This is a genomic window from Mycolicibacterium peregrinum (assembly GCF_001665625.1).
Taxonomy (GTDB): Bacteria; Actinomycetota; Actinomycetes; order Mycobacteriales; family Mycobacteriaceae; genus Mycobacterium; species Mycobacterium peregrinum_B.
In genome coordinates, this window is sequence record NZ_LZSY01000099.1 from 13,234 (window position 1) to 27,575 (window position 14,342).

The 14,342-nt window shown below is 66.8% G+C and carries 11 protein-coding genes; 4 read left to right on the plus strand and 7 right to left on the minus strand.

Annotation, left to right across the window (positions count from 1 at the left end):
- Positions 1-25: 25 nt before the first annotated feature.
- The 3 genes from A5779_RS14530 to A5779_RS14540 all read right to left on the minus strand — a co-directional run bounded on the left by A5779_RS14530 (position 26) and on the right by A5779_RS14540 (position 8,517).
- The gene (locus A5779_RS14530; RefSeq protein ID WP_064883011.1) at positions 26-1,492 is read right to left on the minus strand and encodes a glutamate synthase subunit beta; all 1,467 of its coding nucleotides are present in this window, start codon (positions 1,490-1,492) and stop codon (positions 26-28) included.
- Positions 1,485-6,065 (minus strand): glutamate synthase large subunit, encoded by a 4,581-nt coding sequence (gene gltB / locus A5779_RS14535; RefSeq protein WP_064883013.1) that lies wholly within the window; start codon positions 6,063-6,065, stop codon positions 1,485-1,487. Before gltB ends, A5779_RS14530 begins: the two co-directional genes overlap by 8 nt.
- A gap of 394 nt (positions 6,066-6,459) precedes the next feature.
- Positions 6,460-8,517, minus strand: coding sequence for a heavy metal translocating P-type ATPase (locus A5779_RS14540; protein WP_064883015.1), 2,058 nt, complete (start codon positions 8,515-8,517; stop codon positions 6,460-6,462).
- A gap of 62 nt (positions 8,518-8,579) precedes the next feature.
- Between A5779_RS14540 and A5779_RS14545 the strand changes: the two genes are divergently transcribed.
- Positions 8,580-9,380: a PaaI family thioesterase gene (locus A5779_RS14545; RefSeq protein ID WP_064883017.1), complete on the plus strand. Its 801-nt coding sequence runs from the start codon at positions 8,580-8,582 to the stop codon at positions 9,378-9,380.
- Positions 9,381-9,491: 111 nt separating this feature from the next.
- Positions 9,492-10,265: an aquaporin Z gene (aqpZ, locus tag A5779_RS14550; RefSeq protein WP_064883020.1), complete on the plus strand. Its 774-nt coding sequence runs from the start codon at positions 9,492-9,494 to the stop codon at positions 10,263-10,265.
- Between the two features lies 1 nt (position 10,266).
- On the opposite strand, the gene A5779_RS14555 is transcribed toward aqpZ, so the two are convergent.
- From A5779_RS14555 to A5779_RS14570, 4 genes are all read right to left on the minus strand, one after another.
- On the minus strand, positions 10,267-10,770 hold the full coding sequence (locus A5779_RS14555) for an MBL fold metallo-hydrolase (protein ID WP_236734770.1): 504 nt from the start codon (positions 10,768-10,770) through the stop codon (positions 10,267-10,269).
- A gap of 9 nt (positions 10,771-10,779) precedes the next feature.
- On the minus strand, positions 10,780-11,331 hold the full coding sequence (locus A5779_RS14560) for a Dps family protein (protein ID WP_055118784.1): 552 nt from the start codon (positions 11,329-11,331) through the stop codon (positions 10,780-10,782).
- Positions 11,332-11,402: 71 nt separating this feature from the next.
- A complete protein-coding gene (locus A5779_RS14565) occupies positions 11,403-12,302 on the minus strand; it encodes a DNA-3-methyladenine glycosylase family protein (RefSeq protein ID WP_064883022.1) in 900 nt (299 codons plus the stop codon).
- A 9-nt stretch (positions 12,303-12,311) separates the two neighbouring features.
- Positions 12,312-12,671, minus strand: a complete 360-nt coding sequence (locus tag A5779_RS14570; RefSeq protein ID WP_064883023.1) for a DUF427 domain-containing protein — start codon at positions 12,669-12,671, stop codon at positions 12,312-12,314.
- A 60-nt stretch (positions 12,672-12,731) separates the two neighbouring features.
- On the opposite strand from A5779_RS14570, the gene A5779_RS14575 reads away from it, so the two are divergent.
- Together A5779_RS14575 and A5779_RS14580 are read left to right on the plus strand one after the other, a co-directional pair.
- Positions 12,732-13,703, plus strand: coding sequence for an aldo/keto reductase (locus tag A5779_RS14575; protein WP_064883030.1), 972 nt, complete (start codon positions 12,732-12,734; stop codon positions 13,701-13,703).
- A gap of 20 nt (positions 13,704-13,723) precedes the next feature.
- Positions 13,724-14,179: an SRPBCC family protein gene (locus A5779_RS14580; protein WP_064883025.1), complete on the plus strand. Its 456-nt coding sequence runs from the start codon at positions 13,724-13,726 to the stop codon at positions 14,177-14,179.
- Positions 14,180-14,342: the final 163 nt, after the last annotated feature.

Sequence of the window (14,342 nt, forward strand, 5' to 3'; positions counted from 1 at the left end):
GGTTGGCGAGTCGAACCGTGGAAACCTACCGCTGCGGCGCTGCCGTCGGCTTGATCACCACCGGCAAGGCGGACTTGCCCATCAGGTAGCGGTCGACGCCCGCGGCGGCGGCCCGGCCCTCGGCGATCGCCCACACGATGAGCGACTGTCCACGGCCCATGTCACCGGCGACGAAGACGCCGGGCACCGAGCTCTGGAAGTTGTCGTCGCGGGAGACGTTGCCGCGGTCGGTCAGCTCGACGCCGAGCTTGCTCAGCAGGCCTTCCTTCTCCGGTCCGACGAAGCCCATGGCGAGCAGCACCAGGTCGGCCTTGAGCTCGAAGTCGGTCCCTTCGACCTTCTCGAACTTGCCGGCATTCATCTTGACCTCGTGCGCACGCAGGCCGGTGACACGACCGTCGGCGCCGGTGAATTCCTCGGTGTTGACCGAGAACACGCGCTCGCCGCCCTCTTCGTGAGCCGAGGAAACCCGGAACATCAGCGGGTAGGTCGGCCACGGGGTCGAGTCCGCGCGGGTCTCCGGCGGGCGCGGCATGATCTCGAACTGGTGGATGCTGGCCGCACCCTGCCGGTGCGAGGTGCCCAGGCAGTCCGCGCCGGTGTCGCCACCGCCGATGATGATGACGTGCTTGTCCTTGGCGGTGATCGGCGGTTGGCCGTTCTCGTCCAGGACGTCGTCGCCGAGCTGAACCCGGTTGGCCCATGGCAGGAATTCCATGGCCTGGTGGATGCCGTCGAGCTCGCGGCCCGGGATCGGCAGGTCACGCCATGCGGTGGCACCCCCGGCCAACACGACTGCGTCGTAGTTCAGCCGCAGCTGCGCCACGGTGATGTCGACGCCGACGTTGACGCCGGGCCGGAACTGGGTTCCTTCGGCCGCCATCTGCTCCAGCCGCCGGTCGATGTGGCGCTTTTCCATCTTGAACTCGGGGATGCCGTAGCGCAGCAGGCCGCCGATGCGGTCGGCGCGCTCGAACACCGTGACGGTGTGACCGGCCCGCGTGAGCTGCTGGGCGGCGGCCAGTCCGGCGGGTCCGGACCCGACGACGGCGACCTTCTTGCCGGTCTGCACGTCGGGCATCTTGGGGACAACCCAGCCCTGGTCGAAGGCGTTGTCGATCAGCTCGACCTCGACCTGCTTGATGGTCACCGGATCCTGGTTGATGCCGAGGACACAGGACGCCTCACACGGCGCGGGGCACAGCCGTCCGGTGAACTCCGGGAAGTTGTTGGTGGCGTGCAGCCGCTCGATCCCGTCGCGCCACCGGTCCTTGTAGACCAGGTCGTTCCACTCGGGGATCAGGTTCCCCAGCGGGCAGCCGTTGTGGCAGAACGGGATACCGCAGTCCATGCATCGTGATGCCTGGTCCCGCAGCTTGTCGTGGGAGAAGTCCTCGTAGACCTCTTTCCAGTCCTTCAGGCGCAGCGGAACCGGCCTGCGGGTCGGGAGTTCCTTCGAGGTGTGCTTGAGGAAACCGCGCGGATCAGCCATTGGCGGCCGCCATGATCGCCTCGTCCACGTTCTCGCCGGCCTGTTCGGCGGCGGCAATGGCGGCCAGGACGCGCTTGTAGTCGCGCGGCATGACCTTCACAAAGTGCTTCAACTCGTTAACCCAATCAGACAGGACCCGTTGTCCCACAGCCGAATCGGTTGCGTCGACATGGGCGGTGAGGATGCCCTTCAACCATTCGGCGTCGGAGGCCTCCATGGCCTCCAGCTCCACCATCTCGGTGTTCAGGTTCTCGCCCAGCACGCCGGCCGGGTCGTAGACGTAGGCGACACCGCCGGACATGCCCGCCGCGAAGTTGCGGCCGGTGGGTCCGAGGATGACGACCTTGCCGCCGGTCATGTACTCGCAACCGTGGTCGCCCACACCCTCGACGACCGCGTGGGCGCCGGAGTTACGGACCGCGAACCGCTCGCCGACCTGGCCGCGCAGGAACGCCTCGCCGCTGGTGGCGCCGAACAGTGCCACGTTGCCGGCGATGATGTTGTCCTCGGCGGCGAAGTCGGCCGGTGCCTCGTCGGCGGGGCGGACCACGATCCGGCCACCCGACAGACCCTTGCCGACATAGTCGTTGGCGTCGCCGTAGACCCGCAGCGTCATGCCCTTCGGGACGAACGCGCCGAAGCTGTTGCCTGCGGAGCCGTCGAACGTGATGTCGATCGTGCCGTCCGGAAGCCCTTGCCCGCCATAGGCCTTGGTGACCTCGTGGCCGAGCATGGTGCCCACGGTGCGGTTGACGTTGGTGATCTTTGTCGAAAAACGGACGGGCGAAGCGGAATCCAGGGCCTCGCGGCTCTGGGTGATCAGCTGCTGATCGAGCGCCTTGTCCAGACCGTGGTCCTGCCGCGAGCTGCAGTACAGGTCCTGGTTCATGAACGCCGACTCGGGTTCGTAGAGCACCGGCGTCAGGTCCAGCTTGTGGGCCTTCCAGTGCTCGGCGGCCTTGGTGGTGTCCAGTGCACCGACCTGGCCGACCATCTCGTTGACGGTCCGGAAGCCCAACTGCGCCATGAGTTCACGGACTTCTTCGGCGATGAACATGAAGAAGTTCTCGACGAACTCGGGCTTGCCGTTGAACCGCTCACGCAGCACCGGGTTCTGGGTGGCCACACCCACCGGGCAGGTGTCGAGGTGGCAGACGCGCATCATGATGCAGCCCGACACCACCAGTGGCGCGGTGGCGAAGCCGAATTCCTCGGCACCGAGCAGCGCGGCGACGACGACGTCACGGCCGGTCTTGAGCTGACCGTCGACCTGGACCACGATGCGGTCGCGCAGGCCGTTGAGCAGCAGGGTCTGCTGCGTCTCGGCCAGGCCCAGCTCCCACGGGGCGCCGGCGTGCTTCATCGAGGTGAGCGGGGTGGCTCCGGTACCGCCGTCGTGGCCGGAGATCAGCACCACGTCGGCGTGTGCCTTGGAGACACCCGCGGCGACCGTTCCGACGCCGTTCTCGGACACCAGCTTCACGTGCACACGCGCGGCCGGGTTGGCGTTCTTCAGGTCGTGGATCAGCTGCGCCAGATCCTCGATCGAGTAGATGTCGTGGTGCGGCGGCGGCGAGATCAGGCCGACACCCGGGGTCGAGTGCCGCACCTCGGCCACCCACGGGTACACCTTGTGCCCCGGAAGCTGGCCGCCCTCACCAGGCTTCGCGCCCTGGGCCATCTTGATCTGGATGTCAGAGCAGTTGGTCAGGTAGTGGCTGGTGACACCGAACCGGCCGGAGGCCACCTGCTTGATGGCGCTGCGGCGCCAGTCGCCGTTCTCCTCCGGCTCGAAGCGGTGCACGCTCTCGCCGCCCTCACCCGAGTTCGACCGTCCGCCAAGGCGGTTCATCGCGATGGCCAGCGTCTCGTGTGCCTCGGCCGAGATCGAGCCGTAGCTCATGGCACCGGTGGAGAAGCGCTTGACGATCTCGGAGGCCGGCTCGACCTCGTCGATGGAGATCGGCTGGCGGACACCGTCACGGAACTTCAGCAGACCGCGCAGCGAGGCCATCCGCTCGCTCTGGTCGTCGACCAGGGCTGTGTACTCCTTGAAGATCGAGTACTGACCGGTGCGGGTCGAGTGCTGCAGCTTGAACACCGTGTCCGGGTTGAACAGGTGGTACTCGCCCTCGCGGCGCCACTGGTACTCGCCGCCGACCTCGAGCTCGCGGTGGGCGCGCTCGTCGGGACGGTCGAGGTAGGCCAGTGAGTGGCGGGTGGCGACGTCGGCGGCGATGTCGTCGAGGTCGATGCCGCCCACTGGGCAGCTCAGCCCGACGAAGTACTGGTCGAGCACGTCCTGGGAGATGCCGATGGCCTGGAACAGCTGGGCACCGGTGTAGGAGGCCAAGGTGGAGATGCCCATCTTGGACATCACCTTCAGCACGCCCTTGCCTGCGGCCTTGACGTAGTTGGCCTTGGCTTGATCGCTGGTGATTCCGGCGATCACACCGCGGTCGACCATGTCCTCGATCGACTCGAAGGCCATGTACGGGTTGACGGCGGCGGCGCCGAAGCCGCACAGCATGGCCATGTGGTGCACCTCGCGGGCGTCACCGGCCTCGACCACCAGGCCGACCTTGGTGCGGGTGCGCTCGCGAACCAGGTGGTGATGCACCGCCGCGACGGACAGCAGCGACGGGATCGGCGCCATGGTCTCGTTGGATTCGCGGTCGGACAGCACGATGATGCGGGCACCCTCGCGGATGGCCTCCGACACCTTGGCGCGGACGTTGTCCAGCGCCTCTTTGAGGCCCTGGCCGCCGCGGTTGACCGGGTAGAGGCAGCGGATCACCGCGGCGCGCATGCCGTGCTTGTGGCCCCGGACCTCGTGGTCGGGGTCGACGCAGATCAGCTTGGACAGATCGGCGTTGCGCAGGATCGGCTGCGAGAGCACGATCTGCCGGCAGGATTCGGGACCTGGGTTGAGCAGGTCGCCCTCGGGCCCGATCACGCCCTGCAGGCTGGTGACCACCTCTTCGCGGATGGCGTCCAACGGCGGGTTGGTGACCTGGGCGAACAGCTGCTGGAAGTAGTCGAACAGCATCCGCGGCCGGGCCGAGAGGATGGCGACCGGCGTATCGGTGCCCATCGAACCGAGGGCTTCGGCACCGGTGCGCGCCATGGGCGCGACCAGCAGGTTCAGCTCCTCGTAGGTGTATCCGAAGATCTGCTGGCGCAGCACCACGCGGTGGTGCGGCATCCGGACGTAGTCACCCGGCGGCAGCTCGTCGAGCGGGAACAGGCCCGCCTCGATCCACTCCTGGTAGGGCTGCTCGCTGGCCAGCTGAGCCTTGATCTCCTCGTCGGAGACGATGCGGCCCTGGGCGGTGTCCACCAGGAACATCCGGCCGGGCTGCAGGCGCAGCTTCTTGACGACGGTGGACGGGTCGAGCGGAAGGACGCCGGCCTCGGACGCCATCACGACGAGGCCGTCGTCGGTCACCCAGATGCGCGAGGGGCGCAGGCCGTTGCGGTCGAGCACGGCGCCGATGACGGTGCCGTCGGTGAAGCAGACCGAGGCGGGTCCGTCCCAGGGCTCCATCAGCGAATCGTGGAACTCGTAGAAGGCACGGCGCGCGGGATCCATCGACTCGTGGCGTTCCCACGCCTCGGGGATCATCATCAGCACGGCGTGCGGCAGGCTGCGGCCACCGAGGTGCAGCAGCTCGAGCACCTCGTCGAAACGTGCGGTGTCCGATGCGCCGGGGGTACAGACGGGGACGATCTTGTCGAGTCCGTCGGTGCCGAACACGTCGGTGCGGATCAGCGCCTCACGGGCGCGCATCCAGTTCTCGTTGCCGGTGACGGTGTTGATCTCGCCGTTGTGGGCGATCCGCCGGAACGGGTGGGCCAGCGGCCACGACGGGAACGTGTTGGTGGAGAAGCGGGAGTGCACGATGCCCAGCGCGCTGGTCATCCGCTCATCCTGCAGGTCCAGGTAGAACGCCTTGAGCTGCGGCGTGGTCAGCATGCCCTTGTAGACGAAGGTCTGCCCGGACAGGCTCGGGAAGTACACCGTCTCGCGGCCGGGGCCGTCCTGGCCCGGGCCCTTGGTGCCCAACTCGTGTTCGGCGCGCTTGCGCACGACGTAGGCCTTGCGCTCCAGGTCCATGCCGGTGGCGCCGCCAATGAACAGCTGCCGGAACGTCGGCATGGCGTCGCGCGCCAGTGCGCCCAGCGATGAGTCGTCGGTCGGCACCTGGCGCCAGCCGAGCACCTTCAGGCCCTCGGCCTCGACGATCTTCTCCACGGCCTCGGCTGCCGTCGACGCGTCACGCGACGACTGCGGCAGGAAGGCGATGCCGGTGGCGTAGCTTCCGGCCTCGGGGAGTTCGAAATCGACTACCTCACGCAGGAACGCATCGGGGACCTGCAGCAGGATGCCTGCGCCATCGCCGGTGTTCGGTTCTGCGCCCTGGGCACCGCGGTGCTCCAGATTCACCAGTGCTGTGATCGCCTTGTCCACGATGTCCCGGCTGCGGCGACCATGGATGTCTGCCACCATTGCCACACCACACGCATCGTGTTCATATGCGGGGTTGTACAGCCCGACCTTGCTGGGCGCCATTCCCACCTTGCCCTTCAACACGCTTCTACGAAGAAGCCGGCTCGGCGTGGGCGCCTCCGTGCAGCACTGGACGACGGCTATGTCCCACACGCCATAAGTGGAGAAAACGATAAGGCAACTACCGTGGCAGATGCCAACTTAGCCAAGCCTAACTATACTTGCTTGGCGGCTTTGGAACACGCTCGCCGACCGATCGATAAACCAGCGAATTCCAGTGCAGCCCTTAGGATTTCATGCCGACCCCATTGAGGGCATCTCAGCCCCCGCCGTGCCCGACAGTAACCCCTCGCGTCAATTTAGTTTGCCATACACATCACATTGTGCCGTTATAGTGCCGTTATATCAACAATCAATATTTGCAGGAAAGCTTAGTCAGATTCTTAGAATTGCATGATCAACGTCCCGAGGCCCGCGCAACGCTGCGCACGCCGGCCTCGGGCCGTAGGTCGAGACGACGTAGCGACTGCGCATTGAGTGCCACGACAACCGTCGACGCTGACATCAGTATCGCTCCGACCGACATCGGCATTACAAAGCCCAGTGGAGCGGCCACTCCCGCAGCCAACGGCACCGAGATCAGGTTGTAACCCGCTGCCCACCAAAGGTTTTGCTTCATCTTCCGGTACGACTGCCGGGAAAGCTCGATTACCGAGAGCACCGACCGGGGGTCCGAGCTGGCGAGGATGACGCCTGCCGATGCGATGGCGACGTCGGTTCCCGCGCCGATCGCGATGCCGACGTCGGCCTGGGCCAGCGCCGGCGCGTCGTTCACGCCGTCACCGACCATCGCGACGGTCAGACCTTCACCCTGCAATTCGGCGACTTTGGCCGCCTTGTCTTCGGGCCGCACGCCGGCGAAGACCCGGTCGATACCCAGTTCTGTCGCCACCGCCGAAGCGACGGGCGCTGCGTCACCGGTGATCATCACCACTTCGATTCCGAGGTCGTGCAGCGCGTCGACGGCCTGCCGGGATTCCGGGCGCACCTCGTCGGCCAGCGCCAGCGCGCCGGCCACTTCCCCGTCGACCAGCACGTGCAGCACGGTGGCGCCGTCCCACCCGGAGGCATCCGGCAGCGCGGAGCGCCCGGCCTGGTCGAGCAATGCGGGGCCGCCGACCTGCACTCGATGCCCACCGACCATGGCACTGACACCGACCGCGGGTGACGAACTGAAGTCGCTGGCCGGCGGAATGTCGACGTTGCGGCGACGAGCCGCGTCGACGATGGCACGGGCCAGCGGGTGTTCGGAGTCGGCCTCGGCGGCCGCTGCCAGCGCCAGCACTTCGTTGTCCGGACGCTCGGTGGCCGCCATGGCGGTGACGGCCGGCTCACCCTTGGTCAGCGTGCCGGTCTTGTCGAACAGGACCGCCCCGACGGTGCGCATGGTTTCCAGCGCCAGCCGATCCTTGATCAGCACACCACCGCGGGCGGCCCGCTCGGTCGCGATGGACACCACCAGCGGGATGGCCAGGACCAGGGCGTGCGGGCACGCAATCACCAGCACGGTGATGGTGCGGACGACGGCCTGGTCAGGTTCGCCGAACAGGGTCCAGGCCAGCGCCGTCAGCACTGCCGATCCCAGGGCGAACCAGAACAGCCAGCCCGCGGCCCGGTCGGCCAGTCGCTGCGCTCGCGACGACGAGTTCATCGCCTCGCCGACCAGCCGTTGGATGCCGGCCAGGGCGGTGTCGTCGCCCACGGCCGTCACCCGGATGCGTAATCCGGAGTCGGTGGCGACGGTGCCCGCGACGACGTCGTCGCCCACGCTCCGGCGCACCGTCCGCGACTCACCAGTGACCATCGACTCGTCCATATCGGCTGCACCGTCGGTGATCCGGCCGTCGACGGGGACGCTGCCACCCGGCCGGACGATCACCAGATCACCGACCCGCAGATCCGTTGGGGGAACAGCCACCACCTGCTCGGCCTCGCCGTCACCCTCGACCCGCTCGGCCTCGTCGGGCAGCAGCGCAGCCAGCGAGTCCAGAGCGGAAGTGGTTTGCGCCAGGGAGCGCATCTCGATCCAGTGGCCCAGCAGCATGATCACGATCAGCAGCGCCAGTTCCCACCAGAAGTCCAGTTGATGGTGCAGTACGCCGAGACTCGCGCCCCACGACGCGATGAACGCGACAGTGATCGCCAATCCGATCAGCAGCATCATTCCCGGTGCGCGCGAACGTATCTCGCTGACGGCACCGGTCAGGAAGGGCCGACCGCCCCAGACGTACATGACGGTGCCGAGCACCGGGGAGATCCAGCGTGCTCCGGGGACATCCGGGATCGAATAGCCGAGGAGCATCGCGAACATCGGCGAGAGAGCCACCGTCGGCACTGCCAGAACCGCCATGACCCAGAACAGCCGGCGGAACTGGGCGACGTGGTCGCCGTGGCCGGCATGTCCCGCATGACCGGCGTGTTCGTCTTCGTGCATCGCGTGTTCGGTCGTGGCCATGTCGCCACTGTATACCCCTAGGGGGTATATGGCTACCGTGGTGGGCGTAACTGTTGACAGCGATGCACTATCCGCTGAATACCCCGTTGGGCCGCATGGGCGTACAAACCCTTGAAGAGCGCCCGGATCGCTGCGTGGCCTCCATCCCCGTCGGCGGACTACTCAATCCCCTGACGCGGGTACCGACCATCGCTCCGCTGGCGATGCTGGTCGATCACATCGGCGGGCTGATCAACCACCTTCGCCGCAACGAAGACGAGTGGACCGTGTCCAGCGAGCTGGCCATCGAGCTCACCCCGAATGCCATAGACCTGGTCACTGCCACGCCGGATGTGCCCGTGGTGGCGACCGCCCGTCCGTTCGGCCCGAAGGGCACAGGTTCGCTGAGCCTGTCGGAGCTGACTCACGGAGACCAATTGATCGGGACCGCGACGGTGCGGTCCTTCCACATCCATGCGCCAGGGCACATCCTCGAATGGCCCACCGACTCAACCGAGGGCGCGCTACCTGCGGCACTGGAGGACCGCATGTCGGTCCAGGTCGCCGAGACCGGTGGCAGCACCGCGGTGCTGCGGCAGTTGCCCGACCCCGTCATCAACAACAGCATCGGCATCGTGCACGGTGGAGTATCGGCAGCGGCGCTGGAACTCGTCGGCTCCGCGGCCCTCGGTGCCGACGCCGGCGAGCCTTGGCGGACGGCTTCGCTGCGGGTCAATTACCTGCGCCAGTTCCGTGGCGGTGACGAATCACGTTACGAGGCGCGCACGTTGCGGGTCGGACGCAGCTCAGGAGCGGTTGACGCGCAGGCCATCGGCGATGACGGCGCGGTGGCGCTGGTGGCCCGGTTGACCGCATACCGCTGATTTCCACGGCAACGTAAATTTCACTGTGCGATCAATTCGGCAACAACGACTCTGCCATCAGCTACTGGCGTGAAACCCTCCGGATGAACCACATCTACGGAGGAGTTCGCCATGAGTACGCCGAGCATGTCACATCGATTGGCAGCCGAATTCATCGGGACGTTCTGGCTGGTCCTGGGCGGTTGCGGTAGCGCGGTTTTCGCCGCGAAGTTTCTCTCCGACGGCTTCTCCGTGGGGATCGGGTTCCTCGGGGTGGCCCTCGCGTTCGGCCTGACGGTGCTGACCGGCGTCTACGCCTTCGGCACCATCTCCGGCGGGCACTTCAACCCGGCCGTCACGCTGGGTGCCGCACTGGCCCGCCGCGTCGAGTGGGTGGCCGTTTTGCCGTACTGGATTTCGCAGGTGGTGGGCGGTCTGGTGGCCGGCGTGGTGATCTATGTGATCGCCAGCGGCAAAGACGGTTGGTCTGCCACCGGGAACATGGCCGCCAACGGTTACGGCGAACACTCCCCCGGCGGATACTCGCTGGCCGCGGTGCTCCTGGCCGAGGTGATCCTGACCGCGGTGTTCCTGCTGGTCATCCTCGGTTCCACCGATGACCGCGCACCGAAAGGCTTCGCCGGTCTGTCGATCGGCCTCACCCTGACGCTGATCCACCTGATCTCGATCCCGATCTCCAACACCTCGGTCAACCCGGCCCGCTCCACGGCGGTCGCGTTCTTCAACGGCAACGGCGCGCCCGCGCAGCTGTGGGCGTTCTGGCTGGCCCCCCTGGTCGGTGCGGCCATCGCCGGTCTGGCCTACTCGTTCCTGTTCGGTTCCCCGGAGGCGCTGGCCGAGCGCCCGGTGCGCGAGGACACCCTGGACCAGGAGCGCACCCGCTAGATCAGGTCAGATGGTCGAATTCTCCACTGACCCAACGGATATGAGTATCAGCTGACCGGTGCACTACCTCCTTGGCGGCGCTGTCTATCTCGTCGCCGCCAAGGGTGTAGAGCCGGTCATAGTCGTACCCGTCTAGCCGATCCACGATCCGGCGCACCACCGCGGCCGACAGCGGGACGTGCTTGGGAAAGTTGCGCTGAAACGACACCCAGTTGCGGGCCAGTCCGCCGGAGATGGTGTCCCCGACCAACAGCGTGCCGTCAGCCGTCAGCGCCACCGAACTGCCCCGCATGTGACCGCCGACGTGGATCAGTCGCACTCCGGGCAGCGGTTCCAGCTCCTCGGTCCACTGCTTTATCAGCGGATCGGGAGCCGGAAGCCACTCTGCGTCAAGGGCAGCTGTCGGCCGGTTCGATGGCGGAATCCGGGTGTTCCACACCGCATCCCGTGCAGATCCAGGTAGGCATGACAGCGAGCCTGGCACCTCAACAACTGTTGAGGTCAAGCACGCAGCCTAGGCACTCTTACGCCGCGCCTTGCCGGCGGCACCGCGCTCGGTAGGTGCGCCCTCATGGGCCAGCGTGCCCCCGGCGCTCTCCAGGTGAGCCCGGACGAACCACTGGAACTTCTCGAGTTCGGCGGCATGGTCGATGAGAACGTCCTGGGAGACAAGATCGAGTTTCTCCAACTTGTCGATCGCCTTGCGGGTGTCCTCGATCACCCCGTTGTAGACGAGGTCGAGCGCCGCGAGGTGCGCTTGCACGTTGTCACGTCCGACGGAGTAGTCGTCCCAGGTGCGGTCAGAGATGATGGCCCCCGGGGTCCCCTTCGGCGATTTGCCCAGCGCAGCAATTCGTTCGGCGACCTCATCGGCGTAGGCGCGCACCAGCGCCACCTGTGGGTCGATCATCTCGTGGACGCCGATGAAGTTCGGGCCGACGACGTTCCAGTGGACGTGCTTGAGCGTCAGATGCAGGTCGTTGTACGTGCTGAGCTGCTTCTGCAAGAGCTGGGCCACTTCGTTGCCCTGCTTGTCGGTCAGACCGGGAATGGTGAACGAGGTCATTGCGGCTCCTTTCGGTTCACGATCGGTTCCGCCCCGGGGTACCCGACAACGGCGGCGCGCAATCACCCCGGCTACAGCGCGCGCAGGTTCGGAATGGCCTGACGCGCTCCGAAACGCGGATTGTGGGCCAGCCCACTGGCTTCCAACAAACGGACGGCCCGCTGCCGGTGTGGGCGCAGAGGTTCGAGCAGTTCGACCATCTCCGCATCGTCGATCGGCCGGCCGAGCAGGGTGCGTCCCACCATCGTCGACAGGTGATAGTCGCCTACCGACAGCGCATCGGCGTCGCCGAAGGCGCGTTGCACGGTTTCTGCCGCCGTCCACTCACCGACACCGGGCAACGAGCGCAACGCCGTCACCGCCCGCTCGGCGGTGAGCCTCTCGATGGCATCGGCGCGCTGGGCACAGCCGACGATGGTGCGGGCCCGGCCCGGGTCCACGTTGGCCCGGTGGAATTCCCACGACGGGATACGTCGCCACACGTCGGCGGTAGGTGGCACGCGCATCCCGTCAGGCGCCGGACCGGGCGCCGGGGCGCCGTAGTTCGTCACCAACCGCCGCCAGGCTCGCCAGGCATCCATGCCCGAGACCCGCTGCTCGATGATCGCGGGCACCAACGCCTCCAATACCCGGCCGCTGCGCCCGAGACGCAGGTGCGGCACGCGCCGGTGCGCCTCGGCGATGGTCGGCTCGACGGGATCGAAGTCAGCGGCGTGGTCGTCGGCACCCACCAGCGCCGGAAAACCGTCCAGGAACTCCGCGTCACCCGGGCCCCACGCCTCGCAGTCCACGGTGTCGACGGCCGACTTGGTGATCCGTGCGGTCACCGGACCGGTTTTCATCGCGCTTACGCGCCAGATCGCGCCGTCGACACTGATCCGGTTGGTCGGGTCGTACCCGCCGCGGCGCCAGGGAGCCAGCGTCAGCCCCGGACTGGCCGGGCCTTCGAACGTGACGCTGATTGAGGGCACCGCTCCAGACTAGGCCAGGGCGATGTCGGCCTTCTGCGGGTAGAAGGCCAGGTGATCGGCTATTTCAGCGACGGCCGCGTACGGCTGCTCGTAGGTCCAGACCGCGTCCTCGACGTCGCCGACGTGGTAATAGTTCGCCTCACCCTTGTAGGGACAGTAGGTGGTGGCGGCGCTACGAGTCAGCGTTTCCCACACTACATCGGCGCGCGGAATATATTGCACGGCTGGATAAGTCGACTCCTGCAGGGTCAGGGCCGCATCGGTCTGCGCGATGATCGCGCCGCCGACGGTGACGGTGACCCGACGTCCGGTCGGGGTGATGGTGATGGGGTGGGCTGCGCTGGGCTGCAGCACCTGGCGCTCGGTCATATGCGGCACAACACCACGGCGCGGCCACCGATTCCCGGGCAGACTGGAGCGATGGGTACTTTGCAGACCGCACGGTTGGGTGACCTCGAAGTGGCGCGGATCGGTCTGGGCACGATGGGCATGTCCTTCGCCTATGGCAGCGCCGGTCGCGACGACGCCGAGTCGATCCGCACCATCCACCGGGCCATCGACCTCGGTGTCACCCTCATCGACACTGCCGAGGTGTACGGCCCTTACGACAACGAAGTGTTGGTCGGGCAGGCACTGAAGGGTCGACGCGACAAGGTCGTGCTCGCCACCAAATTCGGGATGATCTCCCACACCGGCCGCGACGGGGCGGACAGCAGCCCGGCCAACATCCGCACCGCGGTGGAGGGGTCGCTCCACCGCCTGGACACCGACCACATCGACCTCTACTACCAGCACCGCCTGGACCGCTCCACGCCGATCGAGGAGACCATCGGCGTGCTGGCCGACCTCATCGCCGAGGGCAAGGTTCGCCATATCGGGTTGTCCGAGGTAGGGGTCGAGACCATCCGGCGTGCCGACGCCGTCCACCCGATCACCGCACTGCAATCGGAGTACTCGTTGTTCACCCGAGACCCCGAGGACGGAATCCTGGATATCTTGCGCGAGAAAGGTATTGGCTTCGTCGCCTACTCACCTCTCGGACGCGGCTTCCTCACCGGCCAGATCCGATCCGTCGACGACCTCGCCGACGACGACACCCGCCGCGACAACCCCCGGTTCACCGGCGAGAACTTCGCGGTGAATCTGCGGCTCGCCGACGAGGTGCGGACCATCGCCGAGGCCTCGGGAGCGACGCCAGGGCAGGTCGCGCTGGCCTGGCTGCTGTCGCGGGGCCCCGACATCGTGCCGATTCCGGGAACCAGGCGGGTCGAACGACTGGAGGAGAACATCGCGGCGGATGCGGTCACGCTGACTCCCGACCAGTTGTCCCGGCTCGACAATCTCGCCGCGCCCGCCGGCGACCATCACACCGAGGCCCAGATGCGGATGATCGACCGGTAGCCCGGGTCTACGATCGGCCCATGACCGCGCCTGTGAAAGCCACTGTGTCGATCGCTGCCGATCCCGCAGCCGTGTACGCACTCATCACCGATCTGCCCACGCTGGCCTCGCTCGCCGAGGAGGCTCATGCGATGGAGTGGCAGAAGGGCAGTTCGGCCACCCCCGGGTCAGTTTTCAAGGGTCACAACCGCAATGGCTCGAAGGCCTGGAGCACGACGTGCACCGTCACCGACGCCGAGCCCGGCAAGACGTTCGCCTTCGACGTGAAGTCCCTGGTGTTCCCGGTGGCGCACTGGCGCTACGACATCACTCCCGCCGAGGGCGGTTGCACCGTGACCGAGTCCACCTGGGACCGCCGTGCGGGCTGGTTCAAGAAGGTCGCTGGGCTGGCCACCGGGGTGCCCGACCGCGACGGCGCCAACGCCGAGCACATCCAGCTCACCCTGCAGCGGCTGAAGGAACGCGCCGAAGCTTGATCGCCCCTGCTCAGAAGGGTGGTGGTGGTCCGTTTTCTTCGGCGAGCCAGGCTTGGTAGTCGCTTTCGTAGGCGAGGTCGTTGTTGATTTCGGCGCGTAGGCGTCGTTCTTCGGCGATGCGGTCACGTTGGTCTTGTTCGCGGGTGCGTGAGCGTTTGGGCAT